The organism is Arthrobacter pascens (assembly GCF_030815585.1).
GTDB lineage: Bacteria > Actinomycetota > Actinomycetes > Actinomycetales > Micrococcaceae > Arthrobacter > Arthrobacter pascens_A.
The window spans coordinates 3,326,733-3,345,437 of the sequence record NZ_JAUSWY010000001.1 but is presented as its reverse complement, the minus strand read 5'-3'; the positions used below and the strand labels follow the sequence as shown (position 1 = coordinate 3,345,437).

Below are 18,705 nucleotides of genomic sequence, written 5' to 3'. Positions count from 1 at the left end.
GTCGTGATGGCAACCGCCAGACGGGAGATGTCGAAGAATCTGTCAGGTTCTGCCCGGTGTGAAGATCAATTGCTCGACTTCGTCGGAAGTTATCTCGAGTTCATTCGCCCACTGTTTGACGCATGTGAGGTAGTGCTTGTAGCTTTCCGCGCTGTGCCAATCGAGGCGAAGAGCTGATCCGGGGACGTGCTTCCTGAACCACGTGGCGACAATCTTGTCCATGACGGGGGATGTTTCCACGTCGGGTGCAGCTTTGGTTGTGAAGTAGATGAACTTCGTGGCGAAGGCCGGGCCATACCCCCTGAAGTAATTGCGCGTCGCCCTGCGGCCGTTCACTGCATGTTCGAAGGCTGCGAGCCCACCCAGCGTTTGCGCGACCTTCGCGAATTGCAGGAGATCGCGGGCGAAACTCGGGTTGTTGTCCAAGATGGCTCGTGTTCGGTAGGGCCCGTATCCGGCATCGCCAAAGCCCCATATGGACGCTGCCAGGAAGCCGTGCATGGCGGCGTGTTCATCTGATACGCCTGAACAGAGTTTCGTGACACCTGATCGCCCCAGGGGATTCTGGAGCGATTCGATGGCATTTGAGTGTTCCGGCAACCATCGTTTCCAGCCGCCACCTTTCCAAGGGAACGACCGTTGGGCAGGCCTGCCTTCTCCGTCCCACTCGTCGAACAGGCGCTGAAGCTGCGGCGGGACTGACGGCATGCTCTACCCCTAGTGGTTTCCTAGTAAGAACTAGGTGCGGAAGCGATTGCCCTCACCTTACATGCGGATCTTCGCAGTAACCGACGCTGCACTCATTTTCGCTGATGATCAAGAGCCGGGCACCGTGTTCGTGCATAGGCGGCCGCTCCTGCGTGAACGAGAGAATGTACACAGGGGACGTTCCGCGGCATGGAACGGAGGGTGCCAGTCCTCGCGCCGCCGTGTCTTTACGATTCGCGGCGACTGTGGCTCACATATTGTCGATCCATGGGCATGAAACAGATCGTCGCGCTGGAAGGGCAGACCTCCATCAACGACCTGCTCGAGGAGCCGATCGGAGCTACACACATTTAGCTAGTGTTGCCGATCCTTGTCCAGCTCCAGTTAGGGGAATTCCGCCGCGTTTCCTTATGCCGCGAACCGAACCCTGAATACGGTGTGTGCTCGTAGACCCCGCCAACTGCGAGGGCCGCCTCCCCGGGAGGCGTACCGCAGGGACGGCGGCGCCTGGCTTCGGTGCGCTGCTTGCGTCGATCGAATCTTTCCCTTGACTGTACAAGTGGGGCCCTGGCTGGGTTAGCGTCAAAGGGCTTATACAAACTAGGGGGATATTTTGGCTGAATGGATCACTGCGTTATGCAGTTTGTTTGCATTACTGGCAGCAAGTTGGGCCGCGTGGACGGCGTCGCGAGTGCATAGAATCGAGAGCAACCGGGACCGGACGGCGGAGGAGAACCGCCTGCGCTCACATGCCAGCACTGTCACCGCATGGAGCGCGGTCCATCTCGATACTGACGGAAACGCTTCGGCCTATGGTGTAGTTCTGAACAACGGATCAACTAAGCCGATCTTTGACGTTGTTATTGATGCTCAGGATCTTCGGGGAAAGCTCAGGACTCTCAACCTACAACTGCTGCCGCCGGGCCAGTATTTTGTCGAGGCGTTCAAGGATCGCACCGGATGGGCTCTGCCGGAACACGCGAACGCCCTTGTTGGGTTTACTCGCCCCATCACTCGGAAGCCCGAATGGTGCGTAACCTACTTGGAGTTCAGGGATGCTCAGAACGAGACCTGGTGCCGCAGTAACACTGGGTTCCTGGACAGGGTCCAATTGCAGGAGGCCGTGTAGATGCTCTGAAATGCGTCGTCTTCGTGATCAGAAATTCGTTGAGTAGCGGTCATCATGCCCTGACATCGTCCAGACATATAGGTTGGGACGCCATATCCGACAAGGGGATAGTCTTTTGACGAAGCAGTGCGAGGCTGCTTCTTGTTCCGGGCTGGAGAATTCGTGGCAATAGAAGTAGGGCTGTGGCGGGTCGATGACATTCCGCGGAGAATTCCAACGACCGCCATGCCGCTGGAGTCGAAACTCGAGAGACTCATCCTCCAAGATCCGGAGATCCTGGAAACCAAGCTGCTTCTAATCGGCAGCCAGGTACCAACAGGATACGGAAAGTTCATCGACATTCTTGGTGTGGACTCAGAAGGAACCCTCCACATTCTGGAGTTGAAGAGGGACCGAACTCCGAGGGAGGTAGTTGCGCAGACTCTTGACTACGCCTCGTGGGTAGAAGGACTCGGCAACGAAGAAGTTCGAAACATCTTTGAAAGTGGGCAACCTGGAAAGAACTTTGACGAGGAGTTTGCGAATCGCTTCGACGGCGCTCCTGTTCCTGACGAATTGAATCTGACTCACGTCATGACCATCGTGGCCAGCGACTTGGATCCCAGCACTGAGCGAATCGTTTCGTACCTCAATCGCTCCCACGGTGTTCCGATAAACGCAATGATTTTTCGCTACTTCGTTGACGGCGGCCATGAGTACCTAGCGAGGACTTGGTTGATTGACGAAACGGCCACAGTCCCTGCAGGTGCAGGGACGAAAGGATCGACGCGGGCAGCCTGGAACGGCCAAGATTGGTATGTAGCTTTCGGGATTGATGGGGGCTCACGATCCTGGGCGGATGCGTCGAGGTTCGGATTTGTCTCCGCTGGTGGCGCAGATTGGTACTCCCGGACTTTGAAGAGCCTCCCTGTGGGGGCACGCGTCTTCGTTCATGTTCCAAAGAGGGGGTACGTCGGCGTGGGTACCGTTGTGGGGCTGGCAAAGCCCGCAGACGATGCTGAACTACAAATCCAAGGGGAGATGCGGCCCTTTCGCTCGCTCAGCCTCGATGCCGAGTATTCGCACCCGGATGCAGGCGAAGGTATAGACACGGCTGAGTACGTGGTCCCAGTCGAGTGGGTCCACACCGTGTCCCTCGAGAGCGCCTGCTGGCGCGAGGGTATGTTCGCCAACCAGAACAGCGCGTGCAAACTCCGCAATCAGTTCACTATTGATGAGCTGTCAAGGCAGTTTGGGTTAGCGGCGTCCGGCTAGGAGGCAGTGGAACTGCGGCGAATCCCTCCCAACTTGGTCTTCTTGGCTTAGCAGCCCGGACAAAGCCGGGACCTGCTCGGACCGGCTACACCCGGTAGGCCCAGTACGGCCGGCCGGACACCCTCTGTACCAGGTGCACAGGGCGCAGGAAGGTACGGCGGCGCCCGGGTTGCGCCGCGCGCGGCCGTCTTTAGGTGTGCATCTTAGGTGTACATGAGAGAGCCGGGCGTGGTGAGGACCTCGCCGGTTTCCAGCCAGGTCTTCAGGCCGGAGAGGATCATCGGCCAGCCGCCGTATAGCTCCTCGTTGGCTCCTTCGCGGAGCTGGTCGTGGGTGACGGTGAGGTGGCAGGAATCGCCCACCGGTTCGATCTCCCACGTGATGCGGGAGGTGCCCTCAGCTTTGACGTCCTCGCCCCAGAGCGCGCGCATGGTCTGGACGAGCTTACGGGGCGGGTCCACCTCCAGGTTCTCGCCTTCGCCGAGGGGATCCCCGCCGTCGGGAGCCAGTTCAAAACGGCCGCCCGGCGTCCAGTCCGAGTTGACCTTCAAGCCGAACTGGTACTTGCTGCGGATCCCGCTGTCGGTGATGGCCTCCCAGAGCCGCTCCGGGGTGGTCTTGATGTAGATTTCGAAGATTTTTTCCATGGGACTTTCCAATCTGGTTTTGAGGTCGCTGAGGGCAGCGGCCCATGGTTCTGCGTATTTGCCGACCCAGCGGTCGTGGACCAGGCGGATGGGCACCGGATTGAGGAAGTGCAGTTTCTCCCGGCCCCGACGGCGGGTGACCACCAGGCCGGCATCCTCCAGCTGCTTGAGGTGCTTCATGACCCCGTAGCGGGTCATCTCGAAGCGGGCCTCGAGCGCGTGCAGGGTCTGCCCGTCCTCCCGGAAGAGCTCATCGAGCAGGTCACGGCGAGTGGGGTCGGCGAGGGCCTTGAATACGGCGTCCACAATTCAAGGATAGGTGACTAAATGGTCACATGTCTAGGGTTATCGCGAGGATATCGCCGTCGGAATTGCCATTCAAGAGAAACATTACTGGCGCAATTTAACAACGAAATGCTACAGTCGTGTAGCAGGTAGTCGGTCAGGTTGACTGGCTCGAACTTTGGAGGCGGACATGGCATCAACGAAAAAAGTAGCCCTCGTGACGGGAGCGTCAACAGGCATTGGCAAAGCGGTCGCCGTCGGGCTCGTGGGGGCAGGTTTCACGGTCATCGGAACCAGCCGCAACGCGGCGAAAGCACAGCCGGTCCCGGGAGTGCGCTTCGTTGATCTCGACGTGGCGAGCGACTCGTCGGTCGAAAAAGTGATCGCCGACGTTATCGAGGCGCACGGGCGCATCGACGTCCTGGTTAACAACGCGGGTATCGGATCTTCGGGTGCGGCAGAGGAGAGTTCTGCGGAGCAGGCCCAGCAGATCTTCGACGTCAATGTGTTCGGCGTGATCCGCCTGACCAACGCCGTCCTTCCGATCATGCGGGCCCAGAAGAACGGCCGAATTGTGAATCTGTCGTCGATCCTCGGGGTGGTGCCGCAGCCGTATATGGCCGTGTACGCGGCAACGAAGCATGCTGTTGAGGGGTACTCGGAGTCTCTGGATCACGAACTCCGCGAGTTCGGCGTGCGGGTCACGCTCGTCCAGCCTGCATGGACCAACACCTCCTTTGAGGCCAACAGCGTCAGGCCGGACCGGCCGCTGCCGGTGTACGCCGAGCGACGCAGGGTGTTCGAGGAGTTCATGAACGGCGCGGTCAAGGATGGCGACGACGCTGCCACCGTTGCAAAGGCGATTGTCGCCGCCGCCACGGACGAGAAGCCCAAGGTGCGATACTCCGGCAGCTCACGCAGCGCCAGCCTGTCGGCGATGCGCCGTTTTGTGCCCGTGCGGATGTTCGACCGGCAGCTCCGGAAGCTCAACAAGCTTCCCGCCTGATATCGGCTGTGAAGTTCGAACAGGTCCTCTGGACAGATGAGCGCGCTGTGGCGCTGCAACGGGTCCTGGAGGAGGACCTCCACGGCAGGTATGCCGGCCGCCTGCAGCCCGGTCCCGGGAGGGACGCTGCCCTCAGCGCCTTGGCTGTTGACCCGGATGACGTGCTCGCGACCGTCCTGGCGATATCGGGCGACTCCGGTCCGGTGGCCCACGCTGCCCTGCGGTCCTTGAAGGGGGAATGGGAAGTCAAGCGGATGGTGGTGCTTGAGAGTGAACGGGGCCGGGGTATTGCCAGCATGCTGATGAAGGAGATCGAAGCGATCGCTGCACGCGGGGGAGCCTCGCGGGTCATTCTCCAGACCGGGGATCAGCAGCCGGAAGCTGTCGCCCTGTACTTGAAGCTGGGCTACTCGCGCATCCCGGTGTATGAGCCATATGCAACTGCCATTCCCTTCTCCATGTGCTTTGAAAAGCGTCTGAAGTAGGGCAGTCCACGCCGCTCGGTCGGGAAATGTCAGTTTCGTCTGCCGGTGCCGTACAGCAAGGTGTCGATGACCAGAGTGGTGAGTGCATCAGTAGTGCTTGCGTCCGGATCTTCACCTTCGGGGAATCTCTGCAAAGCCTCGCTCATGAGCGCGTAATACACCTGCCGTGTCCATTCCAGGTCTGCGTCGGGATGGAGCAGCCCGTCACGTTGGGCACGGGTGAGGAGATCCAGGCAGCGGGCATTGATCCGGTCCCAGATTTCGGCGGCGGCGCTCGTGTCTGCCAACGGGCTGCCCAGGGTGAATCTCCACGCGTTTTTGGTCTTCAAGACATTCGCTGTCACACGGTGGAGCGCAACGAGTGGAGGGGCCGAGTCGGGGTTGCCGGCTTCGATGGCGTCGGCAAGCTGTTGCTTGGCGGAGATCGCGAGAGCATCCATGAGGGATTTTCGGTTAGCGAACCTACGATGGACCGTAGTCCTGGTCAGCCCCGCCACCTCGCCGATCTGTTCCATGGAAGCGCCAGGGTCATCGGCCAGAACTTGCTCGGCTGCTTCCAAAATGGCGCGGACACTGCGCTCAGCGTCCGCCCGCAACGCTCGACCCATTGGTTTCTCCATCCTTAGCCTCATCCCCATCCTAATAGATACTCAGTAGAAACAGATTCCAGCATAGAAGTAACAGTTATGTTGCTGATCTACGCATAGCCGATACACTGTGGGTGCCGATAAGCCGTATAGGAGCAGCAAATGACAGAGCGCGAACGACTCATCACCTGGGATGACCCCGCCGTCGGCGTGGCAGCCATGCCGAGCATGAGCGGCCTGGACTATCTGCATTCAATGATGGGCAAAAAGCTCCCGGCTCCACCCATGGGAGAACTGCTGAACATGACCTTGGTTGAGGCCGAGCCGGGAACGGCCACCTTCACCTGCAGCCCGGACGAATCCCATTACAACCCCATTGGCGCAGTTCACGGCGGGCTGGTGTGCACCCTGCTCGATTCGGCCCTGGGCTGCGCCGTACAGACCACCCTTCCCCAGGGTGTGGGCTACACGTCCATAGAAATCAAAGTGAACTATCTGCGCCCAGTCCGGGCCGGCAGCGGCCCGTTGACCTGTGTGGGCGTGGTCTCGAAGGCCGGCAGCCGCGTTGCCTTCGCAGAGGGCACGGTCACCGACGCCAGCGGCAAATTGGTGGCCACCGCCAGCGGGTCCCTGCTCGTCTTTCCCATCGGCTGACGTCAGGGGACATTGACGTGTCGTCTTCGCTGGTTTCCAGGAAGGCCGGTCAGGCAGTCCTTACATTGCAGTAGCTGGGTCCAGTCCCAGCTCGTAGTGGATGCATGGGCGTCCCGAATCCTCAAAGAACCCACGTCCGGTGGCCTGCCAGCCCGCATCTTCGTAAATTTTGCGAGCCGCCAGGTTTTCCTCCAAGACCCCGAGCGTCACCTCCGTAAATCCTTCCCTCACGAGTGTGTTGGTGATGCTGGCAAGCAGGGAACGGCCCAGCCCGTGGGATTGATAAGCGGCGTCTACGGCAAGCAGGGCAAGGTGAGCTTTCGTGGCCGTTCCCGGCGAGGTCTTTTCCATGGCCAACGCGAATCCGTGGATACTCGATCCGGTTTCGGCGACTGAAAGGATACTTCCTGGGACCGTCAGTTTGGCCAACGCTCTTTGCTTCAACTGTGGATCGCTTTGTTTGCCGTCACGAAGGGCGACGGCGTTCATCCAAAGCTCAGCGCACTGTGGGAAATCTGCATCCGCTCCCGCACGGAATGTCCAAGGCAGGAGGTGCTTATGTCTGTTCGAGTTCTCCATTGTTTCTTTCGACTGGAAGGCCGCCGCTGACGGCCATCAAGCCAGCAGCGGGGCATATCGGGCCGTAGGTGACCAGCTTAACCATGACGGCGCGGCTGCCGCGGCGCGGTAGCTCAGTCGTTGATTGCGTCGATGCCTAGCCGCTTGAGTTCTTCAAGGTGGTTCCGCATCTCCTGAAGCATCTTGGGGGAGTGTGGCTCCCACTCCAAGATCTCGTGAACGACTCGCAGTGGCTCCCGGGTACGGTAGGACCTCGTCGGGTTGCCCGGGAACTTCTTGTCCGTCAGATTGGGGTCATCCTCAAAGGGGCCGGTGGGTTCCACACGGTAGATTCTGCCTGGTCCCTCGCCCACCCCGAGTTCCGCTCCCCAAGTTGCCGCATCAAGAGTCGCAGTCAGGTAGATGTAGTTCGCCTGCCTTCGCTCCCCGTAATTCGAGCTATGACCGGCTTCCAGCAAGTCCCCAGGCTTCAGGTCAGCCTTGGTGCCGTGATAGAAAGGCCCGGGATCATTGCCCTCGGACGGCGTCGGTTCGTTCTCCATACAGACCCCCATCGAAGTTGGGCTCCCACTCTAGCTCGCCGGCCGCCGGCCGCGGGCCTCCACGAACTTCTGATCTGCTGTCGCCGTGAACCGGGACGTTCAACCCGTCAATTCGCTCAGACGGCTCTGCAGGTAGCGGCGTTCGGTGTCGTTTTCGGTCAGGATCAGCGCCTCCTCGAAGGCGACCCGAACGTCGTCGAAACGGCCCAACCGGGCCAGGAAGTTGGCCCGTGCGGCAGCAAGATACGGGTAGCGGGCCAGTTGGGGTTCGGCGCCAAGCGCATCCAGTTCAGCCAGACCTTCCGCATGGCCCACCGCGAAGCCGACGGCGATTGCCCGGTTGAGCTTGACGACGGGAGACGGCCACTTCTCCAGCAGCAGGTCGTAGAGGCCGAGGATCTCCTGCCAGTCAGTGTCGGACCACGAATTGCTCTCATCATGGACGGCCGCAATTGCCGCCATGAGGGCGAAGCGGCTTGGCGGCCGGAGGTTCAAAGCCTCGCGCAGGAGAGCCACTCCTTCAGTTATGGCCGACCGGTCCCATTTTGATCGGTCCTGGTTCTCCATCAACACGAGTTCACGGTGTTCGTCCAGCCTGGCGCTGCTGCGAGCGTCGGTGAGTAGTACGAGGGCAAGAAGCCCGGCGACGTCGCCGTCGCCCGGCAGCAGGACGCGCAGCATCCTCGCGAGCTCATGGCCCCGTTCCGCGAGATCCCGGCGCATCAGATTCTCTCCCGATGGGGCGGTATGTCCGGTGGTATACACCAGGTAAACGACGGACAGGACGCCGTCCAGACGATCCCGAAGCTCCGACGCCGCCGGAACGCGGTAAGGGATGCGGGCGGCCGCGATCTTCTTTTTCGCCCGGGTAATCCGCGCCGCTATTGTCGCCTCCGGTACGAGAAACGCCCGCGCCACATCAGCCGTGGACAGCCCACAGAGGAGCCGTAGCGTCAGGGCGACCTGAGCGTCAGGGGCGAGGGCGGGATGGCAGCACGTGAAGATCAACCGAAGCCGGTCATCGGTGATGTCTTCGCCGTCCCGGCCCGGGGCGTCGGGTAGATACTCGCCCGGGCCGAGAAGCTTGGGGAGCGCCCGCTGCGCCGTGGCGGCGCGGCGGTGCATGTCCAGGGCCCGCCGCCGCGCGGTCACGGTGAGCCACGCCCCGGGGTTCTTCGGGATGCCACGCGGACCCCACGTCGACAATGCGCTGGCGTACGCGTCCTGGACGGCTTCTTCGGCTGTGTCGATATCGCCGGTAACACGCAGGGTGGCCGCCAGCACGAACGCCCACTCCCGACGGTGCGCTTCCGCAACCGCGGCAGCGACCTCCGAGCTGGCGGCCTGCGGCATCAGCTGACCACTCGCACGCGGCGGACCTCAACCCCGACGCCGGCGGGAACCTCCTTGGCGATCTCCAGCGCCTCGTCGAGGTCAGCGGCCTCGATCAGGAAGTAGCCGCCCAGCGTCTCCTTCGACTCGGCGAACGGACCATCCGTCACCGTGAATCCGCCCGATCCGTGGCGCCGGATGGACGTCGCCGTCGAGGCTGGCTGCAGTGCGGCCCCGCTGAGGAGGGACCCGTTACGACGCTGCATGAACTCTTGGTAGGCGGCGCTGATCGACTCGCCGTCGGCCTGTTGTGTCACCGCATCATCCTGGAAGATCAAGATTAAATACTTGGACATTCGAAATCTCCTCATCTCTTCTCTGTAAGCCCTTCCGTTCGGGGCCTTACTTATCCGACGCCGAGAGATGTTCAGATCGACAGTTGCGACGCAATTTCTCACGGCAGGGCTCCGCGGTCCTCCGGAATGAAGTCGGGAGGGGCAACCTTGACTGGCGGGAGATGACCGTCGGGGGGTGGTGCGGGCGTCACTGTCCTCAGGGGAGGCCTGGCGGCTATGGTCCTCGGCGCCGGTGCGGGTGTGACTGTCTGCCGGGGAGGCCGACGGCGAACTTTCTCCGGGCGGTTGGGAAAGGATGATGCCGCCGAGACGTGATTTGTCCGTCTGTTGAACCCCTCGGCGGCGCCCTCCCGAATCGCTAGCGAATGATCTTGTACAGATCGATGACGGTCTCTTCGGGCGGCGATGCGAACCCGCCCTCGATGCCCTGCTGCATTCGGGGAAGGAGGATGCTGTCACGGAATTTCTCCCAGCTCTCCTTCGACTCGTGGACACCTATGATCGTCCAACCACCGGCAGAAGCGCCTCCGGCGTGGAAGATCTGACCGTCGGGCAGGCGCCCCTCACCTGGGTGAGTGACGGCAATTGAGGCCTCGTACTGGTCCTTGGTGCCTCCTGGGAAGAAGTGCACGACTCCGTAGGGCGTGGCTTCCATATCTGCTCCTTGAATGGGCTGGATGTGTTGGACATGCCAACCATCGACCCCGTCATTCGTGATGTCAAGCAGTTGGCGTACGCTCGGCCCAAGACCGCCGTCACCACTGGATGCTCGCGGTTCGCCTCGCACCACACGCCCCCTCTTGAACAGCATCAACACGCTCATTCAACAGGGAATTGACTACAACACGGTTGTCGCAACCCCACGATGTGGGAGTTGCAACAACCGCAAGAACCCCGCAGCGCTAAGCACTGCGGGGTTCTTCGCTAACTGGATGGAGCGTTACTCCGATTCGGTCTTCTGTTCCCGGTCCTTGAGGTTCTTCTTGATCTCGTCGAACTTTTCCTTGATGACCCGTTCCGCCTCGGAGAGGGTTTTGCTGGCGCTGCTCAGTGGATCCAGCTGAACGTAGACGTCCTGGCCGGCAGGCAGGTCGTACTCGTCCTTCAGATGGGTGCCGCCGCCCACTCCTTCGAGGGACAGGTAGACCTGGGCTTCCGTCCGGGCAATGCCGGCGAGCGTTCCGAAGACAACCGTGAAGTCGTTCGACTGGAAGCTCACAGTCTGGCCGATATGGCTGCGGTCAAGGTCACCGGCTGGTACTGGCTTCTCGGACGGACTTCCGTTGTAGTTCATGAACTTCTCCTAAGTAAGTCGAGGGGCACGTACTCCAGCAGTCTATAAGCGGAGCCGAGAAGAGCTTGAGGTTGCGCGTTGTGCCTCTACTTGCGTGTGCCCTCGCGTTGCTGAGTATGCCGTAGGTGTTGAGTTCTTCGACATGAACCTGCGAGGAGCCGGGTTCGTCCGTAGGGATTTGTCGTCCGGTGAGGGACCTATTGAAAGGTAAGGACGCTCTTAGTCCGGCTAGGTTTGCGCCTGCGGTTTCAGGAGCGCATCGATGAACTCTGACAGGCCGTCAGCCACGTCCACGTCCTTGTCGTAGAGCCACTGCAGCTGCAGGCCGTCGGAGACGGCCACTACCAGCCGGGCCAAATTCCTGGCGGGCAGGTCCGAGCGGGTTTCTCCGGTGGTCTGGCGACGTTCGATGTCCGCGGCGAGGGCGTCAACCACTTCGGCGTAGCGTTCCTTGAAGTAGCCGTGCGAGTCGTGTCCGGGGTCATTTGCGGTGGCTGACGCCACGGCGTACAAGGTGGTGAGCCCTGGCTCCCGGCGGTTCCGCTCGGCGGACCGGACCATCAGCGACAGACCGACCTCTTTCTCTTCTATGGCTGCAAGACTGCGGCGGTCCCTTTCAGCCAGCACCGCCGTCAGGAGCTCCTGCTTGCCGCGGAAGTAGTGGAACAGTGTTGCTTCCTTGACCCCCACCAGTTCGGCCACCCGCTTGAGGGCGGCGCCTTCAAAGCCTTCCGTGGCGAAGACGTCAGTTGCCATTTGGATGATCTGCTCGCGGCGCTCAGCCCCTTTTGCGTACTGCCCGCGCGGCTTTGATGAAGACATCAAGCCAGTGTATTTCACGCTCTCCTAAAGAAAATCTAGTCACACTCGGTTTTTATCTGTACGATCTTTTGCAGGACCCAATGGAGGGTCACTTTTCGTCAGGAGGCACCGTGGCCGTCAAGACCATCACCGAGGATTCCGCAGGGCAGCCTGCCCGCAGAACCCTATCGAGCACCACCGTTCTATCTGCTCCCGCTCCGGGAGCGCCCACCAGAACACCCCGTGCCTACGTCATCGGCATGCCCATTGCCAGCGCCGGCCTGTGGATGGCCGTCCTCGCCCCTGCCCTGGTGGTGCTGGCCATCAAGGTTTCGGAGATCACCACTCCGGAAACCCGCGCCGGGGCACTCAGTCTTGTAGCCGGCGTCGGCGCCTTGATCGCGCTTCTGGCCAACCCGTTCTTCGGCCGGTTGAGCGACCGCACCACCTCCCGGTTCGGCATGCGCAAGCCCTGGATCATCGGCGGCTCCATCGTGGGTATGGGCTCGCTGATCTTGCTCGGATCAGCCACGGACGTCGCCGGCGTGCTGGTGGCCTGGATCCTTGTCCAGCTCAGCTTCAACGCGGCGCTGGCAGCGCTGGTGGCAACCCTCCCGGACCAGACAGCACCCGCTGAGCGTGGGCGCCTGTCCGGACTGATCGGAATGACCCTTCCGGTTGGCCTGGTTGCCGCAGCGTATTTCGCCCAGCTCTTCGACAGCGCCTTTCAGATGGCCGTGGTTCCGGGCGCGGTTGGCACAGCACTTGCAATTGGCTTTGCCTTCACCTTCAAGGACCGCGTCCTCACCGAGAAGCCGGCACCGCTGAGCCTCAGGGAAATCGCAGGGTCCTTCTATTTCAACCCCCGCACCTACCCGGGACTCGGCTGGGCCTGGTTCACCAAGTTCCTGGTGTACATGGGCTACTGCGCCGGCCTGCTCTACCTGCCCTACTTCTTCATCGACCACCTCAACGTTCCTGAAGCCGATGTCACGGGGCTGGTCTTCCAGGCCACCCTGGTCAGCGCTGCGGGTACGGTGCTCAGCAGCCTCGCCGGTGGCTGGATCAGCGACCGGATCGGCAAGCGCAAGGGAATGGTCATTGCATCAGCCATCATCATGATGGCCGGCCTCATCGTCATTGCCACGAGCACCACCACCGACCAGGTCTTGGTGGGACAGGCAATCGCCGGCCTCGGCCTCGGCTGCTTCGGAGCTGTTGACGTTGCCCTCATCGCCGACCTCCTACCTGCCAGCCAGAGCGAGAACGCCAAGACGTTCGGCGTCTTCAACATCGCCCAGGCGCTGCCCCAGTCGCTCGTTCCCGCTATCGCGTTCCCCGTCATCACCCTCGGCGGCTACCCCGCCCTCTTCATCGGCGGGGCCGTCGTCGGCATCATCGGCGCCGTCCTCGTCACCCGCATCAAAGGAGTCAAGTAAATGAACCCCACCCTTTCTCCAGCCGTGACGGCGCTCCCGTCAGGTTCGCCCGACGCCGAAGCGCTGATCCGCGAACTTGCCGAGAACCTTCCCCTCGAACAGCAGATTCAACTGCTGACGGGCGCCGACGTATGGGCCACCCACGAACTTCCTTCCATCGGCCTCTCCCGCGTGGTCCTCTCCGACGGCCCGTCGGGCGTCCGCGGCGAGGACTTCGACGAGCGGCATGACTCAGTCTCCTTGCCGTCGTCGTCAGCGCTGTCCGCCACGTGGAGCGTGGAAACGGCCCGCCGCTATGGCCAGGTCCTGGGCCAGGAAGCCCGCCGCAAGGGCGTCCACGCCGTGCTGGGACCCACTATCAACCTGCACCGCTCCCCGCTGGGCGGCCGGCACTTTGAGTGCATGAGCGAAGATCCCCGCCTCACTGCCACGCTGGCTGCCGGCTACGTGGCCGGCGTACAGTCCATGGGCGTCGGGGCCACCCCCAAGCACTACCTCGCCAACGAGGCGGAGACGGACCGCTTCACCGCCGATTCCGTCGTGGACGAGCGTCCGCTGCGCGAGCTGTACCTCGCCGCTTTCGAGGACGCCATTACGGAGGCCCGTGCCTGGCTGGTGATGAGCTCCTACAACTCCATCAACGGCACCACCGCCAGCGAAAACGAGCTCCTGAAAACGCCGCTGTCCACGGAATGGGGCTTTGACGGCGTGGTGGTCTCGGACTGGACCGGCGTCCGCTCCGTGGAGGCGGCGAACGCCAACCAGGACCTGGAAATGCCCGGCCCGGTAGGCCATTGGGGACCGAAGCTGCTCGCCGCCGTGAACGAAGGCCGCGTCAGCCGGACCGCCATCCTCGAAAAGGTCATCCGCATCCTCCGCCTCGCCGCCCGTGTCGGTTCCCTCGAAGGCGTCGCCCCCGCAGTGGCAGAGCTTCCGGCAGCCCTGGACGCCGCCGCCGTGGCACGTGAAGTGGCAGTCCGCGGCGCGGTCCTGGTCCGCAACAAAGACGGGATCCTGCCCCTGAACCCGGCCGCGCTTGCCAGCGTCGCGGTCAGCGGGCACAACGCCGAGGAAGCGCGCACGCAGGGCGGCGGCAGCGCCACCGTCATGCCCAAGTACACGGTCTCACCCCTTGAAGGCCTCCGTGAAGCCCTGCCCGAGGGCGTCAGCGTGAGCTACGCCCGCGGCGCCAAGGTAGCCGAAGGCCTGCAGGCCTTCCCGCGCACCTCCCTGCACAACCCGGTCACGAACGTGCCGGGCATGCGGGTGACCTTCCTGGCTGAAGACGGCTCGGAAATCTCAGGCGAGGACCGTCTCGCGTCCCACCTGATCTGGTTCGGCGTCGGGATCCCGGATGGCGCTGCCGCCATCCGCATGGAAGCTGACTGGACCGCCCCGACGGCGGGCATCCACCACCTGGGCGTCGGAACCGTGGGCCACATCCAACTGTCCCTGCAGGGCGAAGAGGTGTTCAACGGGGACATCGAGGACGACACCGACGTGCTCGGCGCGGCGCTCTTCGACCCGCCCAAGACCGTCCACCGCTTGGAAACCGTTGCCGGCGAACCAGTGCGCATCGAGGCGGTCTACCAACTGCCAAAGCAGCAGGTCATTCCTTTCACCGCCATCCTCCTTGGCGAGGAAACCGTCGTGGACGATCCGCAGGCCGAAATTGACGCAGCAGTGGAAGCGGCAAAGGCTGCCGACGTGGCAATCGTGGTGGTCGGGACCAGCGCCGCTATTGAATCCGAAGGCTTCGACCGCAAGGACCTGGACCTCCCCGGCCACCAAAACCAGCTGGTGGAGGCAGTGGCCGCGGTCAACCCGCGCACCATTGTTGTGGTCAACTCCGGCTCACCGGTCCTGATGCCGTGGCTCGACAAGGTAGGAGCAGTCCTGCTGGGCTGGTTTGGCGGCCAGGAATTCGGCCGTGCCATCGCCGACATCCTGCTTGGTGCCGAGGAACCCGGCGGCCGCCTGCCCACCACCTGGCCCGCCGCCCTCCAGGACGTGCCGGTGCTCAACACCACCCCCGTAGACGGCAAGGTCGTTTACTCCGAGGGCATCCACGTGGGCTACCGGGCATGGCTCAAGCAGCAGGCCGAAGGCGGCGCCGCCCCGGCCCTGCCATTTGGCTATGGGCTGGGCTACACCACCTTCGACCTCGGCGCGCCGCACGCACCGCAGTCAGTCCCTGCCGGCAACGACGTGGTCGTCCACGTGCCGGTCCGCAACACCGGTAGCCGCACCGGCCGCGAAGTGGTCCAGGTGTATCTTGAGCGCCCGGATTCCGCAGTGGAACGCCCCGTCCGCTGGCTCGCGGGCTATGCGGGAACACACCTGGCCCCCGCCGGTACCGAAAGCGTGGAGATCCGCATTCCGGCCCGGTCATTCGCCCACTACGACGGCGGCTGGCAGTTTGAGCGCGGAACCTTCCGGATCCTCGTGGGCCGCCACGCAGCCGATGCTTTTGAGGCGCTGGAAGTCGAAGTCCGCTAGCGCCAGAACCGACCACGGCCGGACCGGATCCCTTTGGGAACCGGTCCGGCCGCTTTGGGTCCGGATGCCCGGCCAACGGATTGTCCCAGGAAAAAATGATGCGCTTGCGTGTCGCTGAAACGATCGGGCGCACGTCCGATGCCGCCTCAATGAAGAGAAGAGAGCCCTTTGCTCCGTCGAATAACCACACTTGGCCTTGCCGGGCTTATGCTCGCTGCGCCGCTCGCCGTCGCTCCATCGGTCAGCGCCGTACCAAGGGATGAGCCTGGCCCTCATGAGAGCCGGTCTCAATGCGGCCTTGGCCCCGGACGCACCACAATCACAATTACATCGGGCAGTCGCGACCGTACGGTCGTTGTGCACGTCCCCTCGACCGGCGAAGATGCCCGCGCCTTACCCCTCGTCCTTGACCTGCACGGTAGCAACAGCACGCCCAACGAGGAATTGATGAGGACCAGGCTCGATCAGACGGCGCAGCGCGAAGGGTTCATCGTCGCAGCGCCTCAAGGCGCGATTCCAGCACCAGCCGGGTTCGTATGGAATGTGCCCTTCACCGGCACTGACGTCGCTGGCGCACCCGACGATGTGGCCTTCCTGCAAGACCTCATCGGCACGCTTGTTGACGGTGGTTGTGTGGACGGAAGTCGCGTGTACGCCGCGGGCTATTCGGGCGGCGGGCGCATGGTGTCCCAGTTCGCCTGCGAACATCCGGAACTCGTTGCAGCAATCGCACCTGTCGCAGGTTTGCGCGCAGGAGCCCCGCTCACGGCGGGCAGCGCCGTCCCCGACCCGGCCACCTGTATACCCAGCCGGGGAGTTCGAGTGATCACGTTTAACGGCACGGCTGACCCGGTCAACCCGTTCGCCGGAGGGGGAGCGCCCTACTGGGGCTACGGTGCACTCGCTGCCTCGCAGCGATGGGCCGAGATCAACGGCTGCCACACAACAAAGGACACGCGAGTCAGTCCCAACGTCTCGCTGGTGACCCACCGCGGTTGCCCACAGAACGCGGTGGTGCAGCAGTACGTCGTGAATGGCGGCGGACATACATGGCCCGGCGGCAACGCCGCCGCCTTCCCGGGAGCCGGCGTAACCACCCAGGAGATCAGCGCCAATGACTTGATGTGGAGCTTCTTCGAGCAGGGCAGGTTGTCGCGCAACTGACACGCAACGAGGAAGGAGATCACCGCCAAGACCGGGCTAAAACGCACCACCCTATACCGGCCCTTCAGGTGTGCGAAGGCTGGCTGGTTCCTGCAATAGGGAAGACCCTCGCCTGGAGTGACGCTTGCCTAGGATCCGATTCCGCACCGAGCCTTCACGCCCCGCCGTGATAGCTCCCTGAAGCTGCTTACTCGGCGGGGAGCGATGCGCGTGAAGGGGGTTACTGCGGATTATCGAACTGGCAACCGCGTGCCCTCGGTTTCCTTGACAGGCCGCGGGCTCTTCCACACCGATTCGCGGGGGCCCGGCGGGTAGGCAGCCTTCCTGCCGCCGATGGTGACGAGGAGGGCGGCGATGACCGGGAGTGCCGCGGCGGCCGGTACCAGCAGCGGGCCGGCCACCACCAGGGCAGCGGAGCCGTAGAGGGCACCGATGGTGATGCCGAGCTGGATGGTCAGGACCGTCAAACCGTTGGCGGCGTCCTTGTTTTCGCGGCCGGCGCGGAGGATGGCTGACTGGTTGTAGATGCCGATCGCTCCCAGGCCGGCGCCCCACACGGTCATCAGCACCAGCGCAAAGGGAAGGCTGCCGCCCACGAACGGCAACAGGAGCATCGAGACGGCGATTGCCGCCGTCGTGATCAGGAGCGAACGGCGGGGATGCGAATCGACGGTGAGGCCCGCGATCCAGATGCCGACCAGGCCGGAGACGCCCAGGACGGTGAGGGAGAGACTGATGGCATAGTCGGGCAGGCCGGCGTCGCGGATGAACGGGGCGATGTAGGTGAAGAGCGCGAAGTGGGCCAGGATCATCAGCGGCCATGCGATGGCAACGGGCTTCACGCCGGGCTGGGCGATTGCTTTGCGCAGGGACGGGCGGGCCTCGCCCGCGGCGCGTCGGGCGGACGGCAGGAGCCAGAAGGCCAGGACGGCGAGCAGCAGGCTGAAGCCGGCGAGGAACAGGAACGCGGCGCGCCAGCCGAGGAAGCCGCCCAGGGCGGTGCCGATGGGCGCGCCGATTGCCAGGCCCAGGCTGTTGCCGCTGAAGACGACGGCAAGGGCCTTGCCTACCTTGTGGGCCGGGACCACCCGCGTGACGTAGGGGGCCATGGTGGTCCAGAGCAGTCCGTGGGCCAGGCCGCCCACCAGCCTGGCAACCATCGCTGCGGTGAAGTCGGGGGCGAGGCCCACCATTGCGTTGCTGATGGCGAACGTCAGGACGAGCGCTACGAGCAGGGGCCGCCGCGGGACCTTGCCCAGCAGCCGTGCGGCCGGCACCACCGTGATGACGATGACGGCGGCGTAGGCTGCGGCGAGGTAGCCGGCCACCGGTTCGGAGACGTTGAGGCCGGAGCTGATCTGGGGGAGCAGGCCGGAGGGGAGCAGTTCGGTGGTGATAGCGGTGAAGGCGATGGTGGCCAGGACCATCATGGCGGCCAGCGGGAAACGCTGGGTTGCCGGCGCGGAAATCGCGGAGGACATGGGGGAGTGTTCCATTTCAAGGGGGAGGAGTGGAACCGGGCTCTGGGCCGAACAATTCCTCCACCAATTTTACCCGATTAATGAGGTGTTCTCCCGCCATAGCAGCCGTGAGTAGCGACACTCGCGTCAGGTTATTTCTACCCCGCTGAGCGGCGGTTGCGTGCCTGGTTTACGAGCCGGATGAAGCCAAAGACGAAGACCGCCTCGATCAGCACCATCAGTCCGAGCAGCAGCCATTGGCCTTGGCTGATGAAGACGACGGCGCCGGTGAGGACCAGCGCGGTTCCGAGGATCAGCGCGTAGACGGCGAACCGAAGGCCACCCGTGCGCTGCGCACACCGGTCCGGAAGCCAAAGCCCTGCGGCTCTCCGCCGGGGTAGCCTGCGACGCGGTCCGGGCCGGCGGGCTTGAGCCGGTCGAACTCCTCCCAGGGGTCCCGGTCCTGATCCTGATCGGTCATGCT

General features: G+C 63.1%; 19 protein-coding genes and 1 pseudogene. 8 read left to right on the top strand and 12 right to left on the bottom strand.

The window, feature by feature from the left end:
- Positions 1 to 42: 42 nt before the first annotated feature.
- A complete protein-coding gene (locus tag QFZ30_RS15415; protein WP_307077655.1) occupies positions 43 to 708 on the bottom strand; it encodes an 8-oxoguanine DNA glycosylase OGG fold protein in 666 nt (221 codons plus the stop codon).
- Positions 709 to 1,321: 613 nt separating this feature from the next.
- Between QFZ30_RS15415 and QFZ30_RS15410 the strand changes: the two genes are divergently transcribed.
- Positions 1,322 to 1,837 carry a hypothetical protein gene (locus QFZ30_RS15410; RefSeq protein WP_307077654.1) on the top strand — a complete coding sequence of 172 codons (516 nt, stop codon included), beginning with the start codon at positions 1,322 to 1,324 and terminating at the stop codon, positions 1,835 to 1,837.
- Between the two features lie 162 nt (positions 1,838 to 1,999).
- A complete protein-coding gene (locus QFZ30_RS15405; protein WP_307077652.1) occupies positions 2,000 to 3,091 on the top strand; it encodes an endonuclease NucS domain-containing protein in 1,092 nt (363 codons plus the stop codon).
- Between the two features lie 203 nt (positions 3,092 to 3,294).
- Here QFZ30_RS15405 and QFZ30_RS15400 read toward each other — a convergent pair whose 3' ends face one another.
- Positions 3,295 to 4,044, bottom strand: coding sequence for an ArsR/SmtB family transcription factor (locus QFZ30_RS15400; RefSeq protein ID WP_307077650.1), 750 nt, complete (start codon positions 4,042 to 4,044; stop codon positions 3,295 to 3,297).
- A 169-nt stretch (positions 4,045 to 4,213) separates the two neighbouring features.
- Between QFZ30_RS15400 and QFZ30_RS15395 the strand changes: the two genes are divergently transcribed.
- A complete protein-coding gene (locus QFZ30_RS15395) occupies positions 4,214 to 5,029 on the top strand; it encodes an oxidoreductase (RefSeq protein ID WP_307077649.1) in 816 nt (271 codons plus the stop codon).
- An 8-nt stretch (positions 5,030 to 5,037) separates the two neighbouring features.
- Positions 5,038 to 5,514 carry a GNAT family N-acetyltransferase gene (locus QFZ30_RS15390; protein WP_307077647.1) on the top strand — a complete coding sequence of 159 codons (477 nt, stop codon included), beginning with the start codon at positions 5,038 to 5,040 and terminating at the stop codon, positions 5,512 to 5,514.
- Between the two features lie 29 nt (positions 5,515 to 5,543).
- Here the strand turns inward: QFZ30_RS15390 and QFZ30_RS15385 are convergent, their stop codons facing one another.
- The gene (locus QFZ30_RS15385; protein WP_307077645.1) at positions 5,544 to 6,122 is read right to left on the bottom strand and encodes a TetR/AcrR family transcriptional regulator; all 579 of its coding nucleotides are present in this window, start codon (positions 6,120 to 6,122) and stop codon (positions 5,544 to 5,546) included.
- Between the two features lie 141 nt (positions 6,123 to 6,263).
- Between QFZ30_RS15385 and QFZ30_RS15380 the strand changes: the two genes are divergently transcribed.
- Positions 6,264 to 6,755 (top strand): PaaI family thioesterase, encoded by a 492-nt coding sequence (locus tag QFZ30_RS15380; protein WP_307077643.1) that lies wholly within the window; start codon positions 6,264 to 6,266, stop codon positions 6,753 to 6,755.
- A gap of 60 nt (positions 6,756 to 6,815) precedes the next feature.
- Here QFZ30_RS15380 and QFZ30_RS15375 read toward each other — a convergent pair whose 3' ends face one another.
- The 7 genes from QFZ30_RS15375 to QFZ30_RS15345 all read right to left on the bottom strand — a co-directional run bounded on the left by QFZ30_RS15375 (position 6,816) and on the right by QFZ30_RS15345 (position 11,680).
- Entirely contained in the window at positions 6,816 to 7,244 is a 429-nt protein-coding gene (locus tag QFZ30_RS15375; RefSeq protein WP_307077641.1) for a GNAT family N-acetyltransferase, read from the bottom strand.
- A 203-nt stretch (positions 7,245 to 7,447) separates the two neighbouring features.
- A complete protein-coding gene (gene arr / locus QFZ30_RS15370; protein WP_373462849.1) occupies positions 7,448 to 7,888 on the bottom strand; it encodes an NAD(+)--rifampin ADP-ribosyltransferase in 441 nt (146 codons plus the stop codon).
- 87 nt (positions 7,889 to 7,975) lie between these two features.
- Complete coding sequence (locus QFZ30_RS15365) at positions 7,976 to 9,229, bottom strand: RNA polymerase sigma factor (protein WP_307077638.1); 1,254 nt, start codon at positions 9,227 to 9,229, stop codon at positions 7,976 to 7,978.
- Positions 9,229 to 9,564 (bottom strand): YciI family protein, encoded by a 336-nt coding sequence (locus QFZ30_RS15360; protein WP_307077637.1) that lies wholly within the window; start codon positions 9,562 to 9,564, stop codon positions 9,229 to 9,231. Before QFZ30_RS15360 ends, QFZ30_RS15365 begins: the two co-directional genes overlap by 1 nt.
- Positions 9,565 to 9,922: 358 nt before the next feature.
- Positions 9,923 to 10,219 carry a hypothetical protein gene (locus tag QFZ30_RS15355; RefSeq protein ID WP_307077635.1) on the bottom strand — a complete coding sequence of 99 codons (297 nt, stop codon included), beginning with the start codon at positions 10,217 to 10,219 and terminating at the stop codon, positions 9,923 to 9,925.
- Between the two features lie 285 nt (positions 10,220 to 10,504).
- Positions 10,505 to 10,858 carry a hypothetical protein gene (locus tag QFZ30_RS15350; protein ID WP_307077633.1) on the bottom strand — a complete coding sequence of 118 codons (354 nt, stop codon included), beginning with the start codon at positions 10,856 to 10,858 and terminating at the stop codon, positions 10,505 to 10,507.
- Positions 10,859 to 11,086: 228 nt separating this feature from the next.
- Positions 11,087 to 11,680, bottom strand: coding sequence for a TetR/AcrR family transcriptional regulator (locus QFZ30_RS15345; protein ID WP_307077631.1), 594 nt, complete (start codon positions 11,678 to 11,680; stop codon positions 11,087 to 11,089).
- 110 nt (positions 11,681 to 11,790) lie between these two features.
- Here QFZ30_RS15345 and QFZ30_RS15340 point away from each other — a divergent pair, with 110 nt between their 5' ends.
- The 3 genes from QFZ30_RS15340 (at position 11,791) to QFZ30_RS15330 (ending at position 16,761) form a co-directional block, all read left to right on the top strand.
- Entirely contained in the window at positions 11,791 to 13,098 is a 1,308-nt protein-coding gene (locus QFZ30_RS15340; protein WP_307077629.1) for an MFS transporter, read from the top strand.
- Complete coding sequence (locus QFZ30_RS15335) at positions 13,099 to 15,597, top strand: beta-glucosidase (RefSeq protein ID WP_307077627.1); 2,499 nt, start codon at positions 13,099 to 13,101, stop codon at positions 15,595 to 15,597. It begins immediately after the preceding gene.
- Between the two features lie 207 nt (positions 15,598 to 15,804).
- Positions 15,805 to 16,761, top strand: a complete 957-nt coding sequence (locus tag QFZ30_RS15330) for an extracellular catalytic domain type 1 short-chain-length polyhydroxyalkanoate depolymerase (RefSeq protein WP_307080292.1) — start codon at positions 15,805 to 15,807, stop codon at positions 16,759 to 16,761.
- A 230-nt stretch (positions 16,762 to 16,991) separates the two neighbouring features.
- Here QFZ30_RS15330 and QFZ30_RS15325 read toward each other — a convergent pair whose 3' ends face one another.
- Positions 16,992 to 18,242, bottom strand: coding sequence for an MFS transporter (locus QFZ30_RS15325; protein ID WP_307077625.1), 1,251 nt, complete (start codon positions 18,240 to 18,242; stop codon positions 16,992 to 16,994).
- Between the two features lie 137 nt (positions 18,243 to 18,379).
- Positions 18,380 to 18,702, bottom strand: a pseudogene (locus QFZ30_RS15320) (hypothetical protein).
- Positions 18,703 to 18,705: the final 3 nt, after the last annotated feature.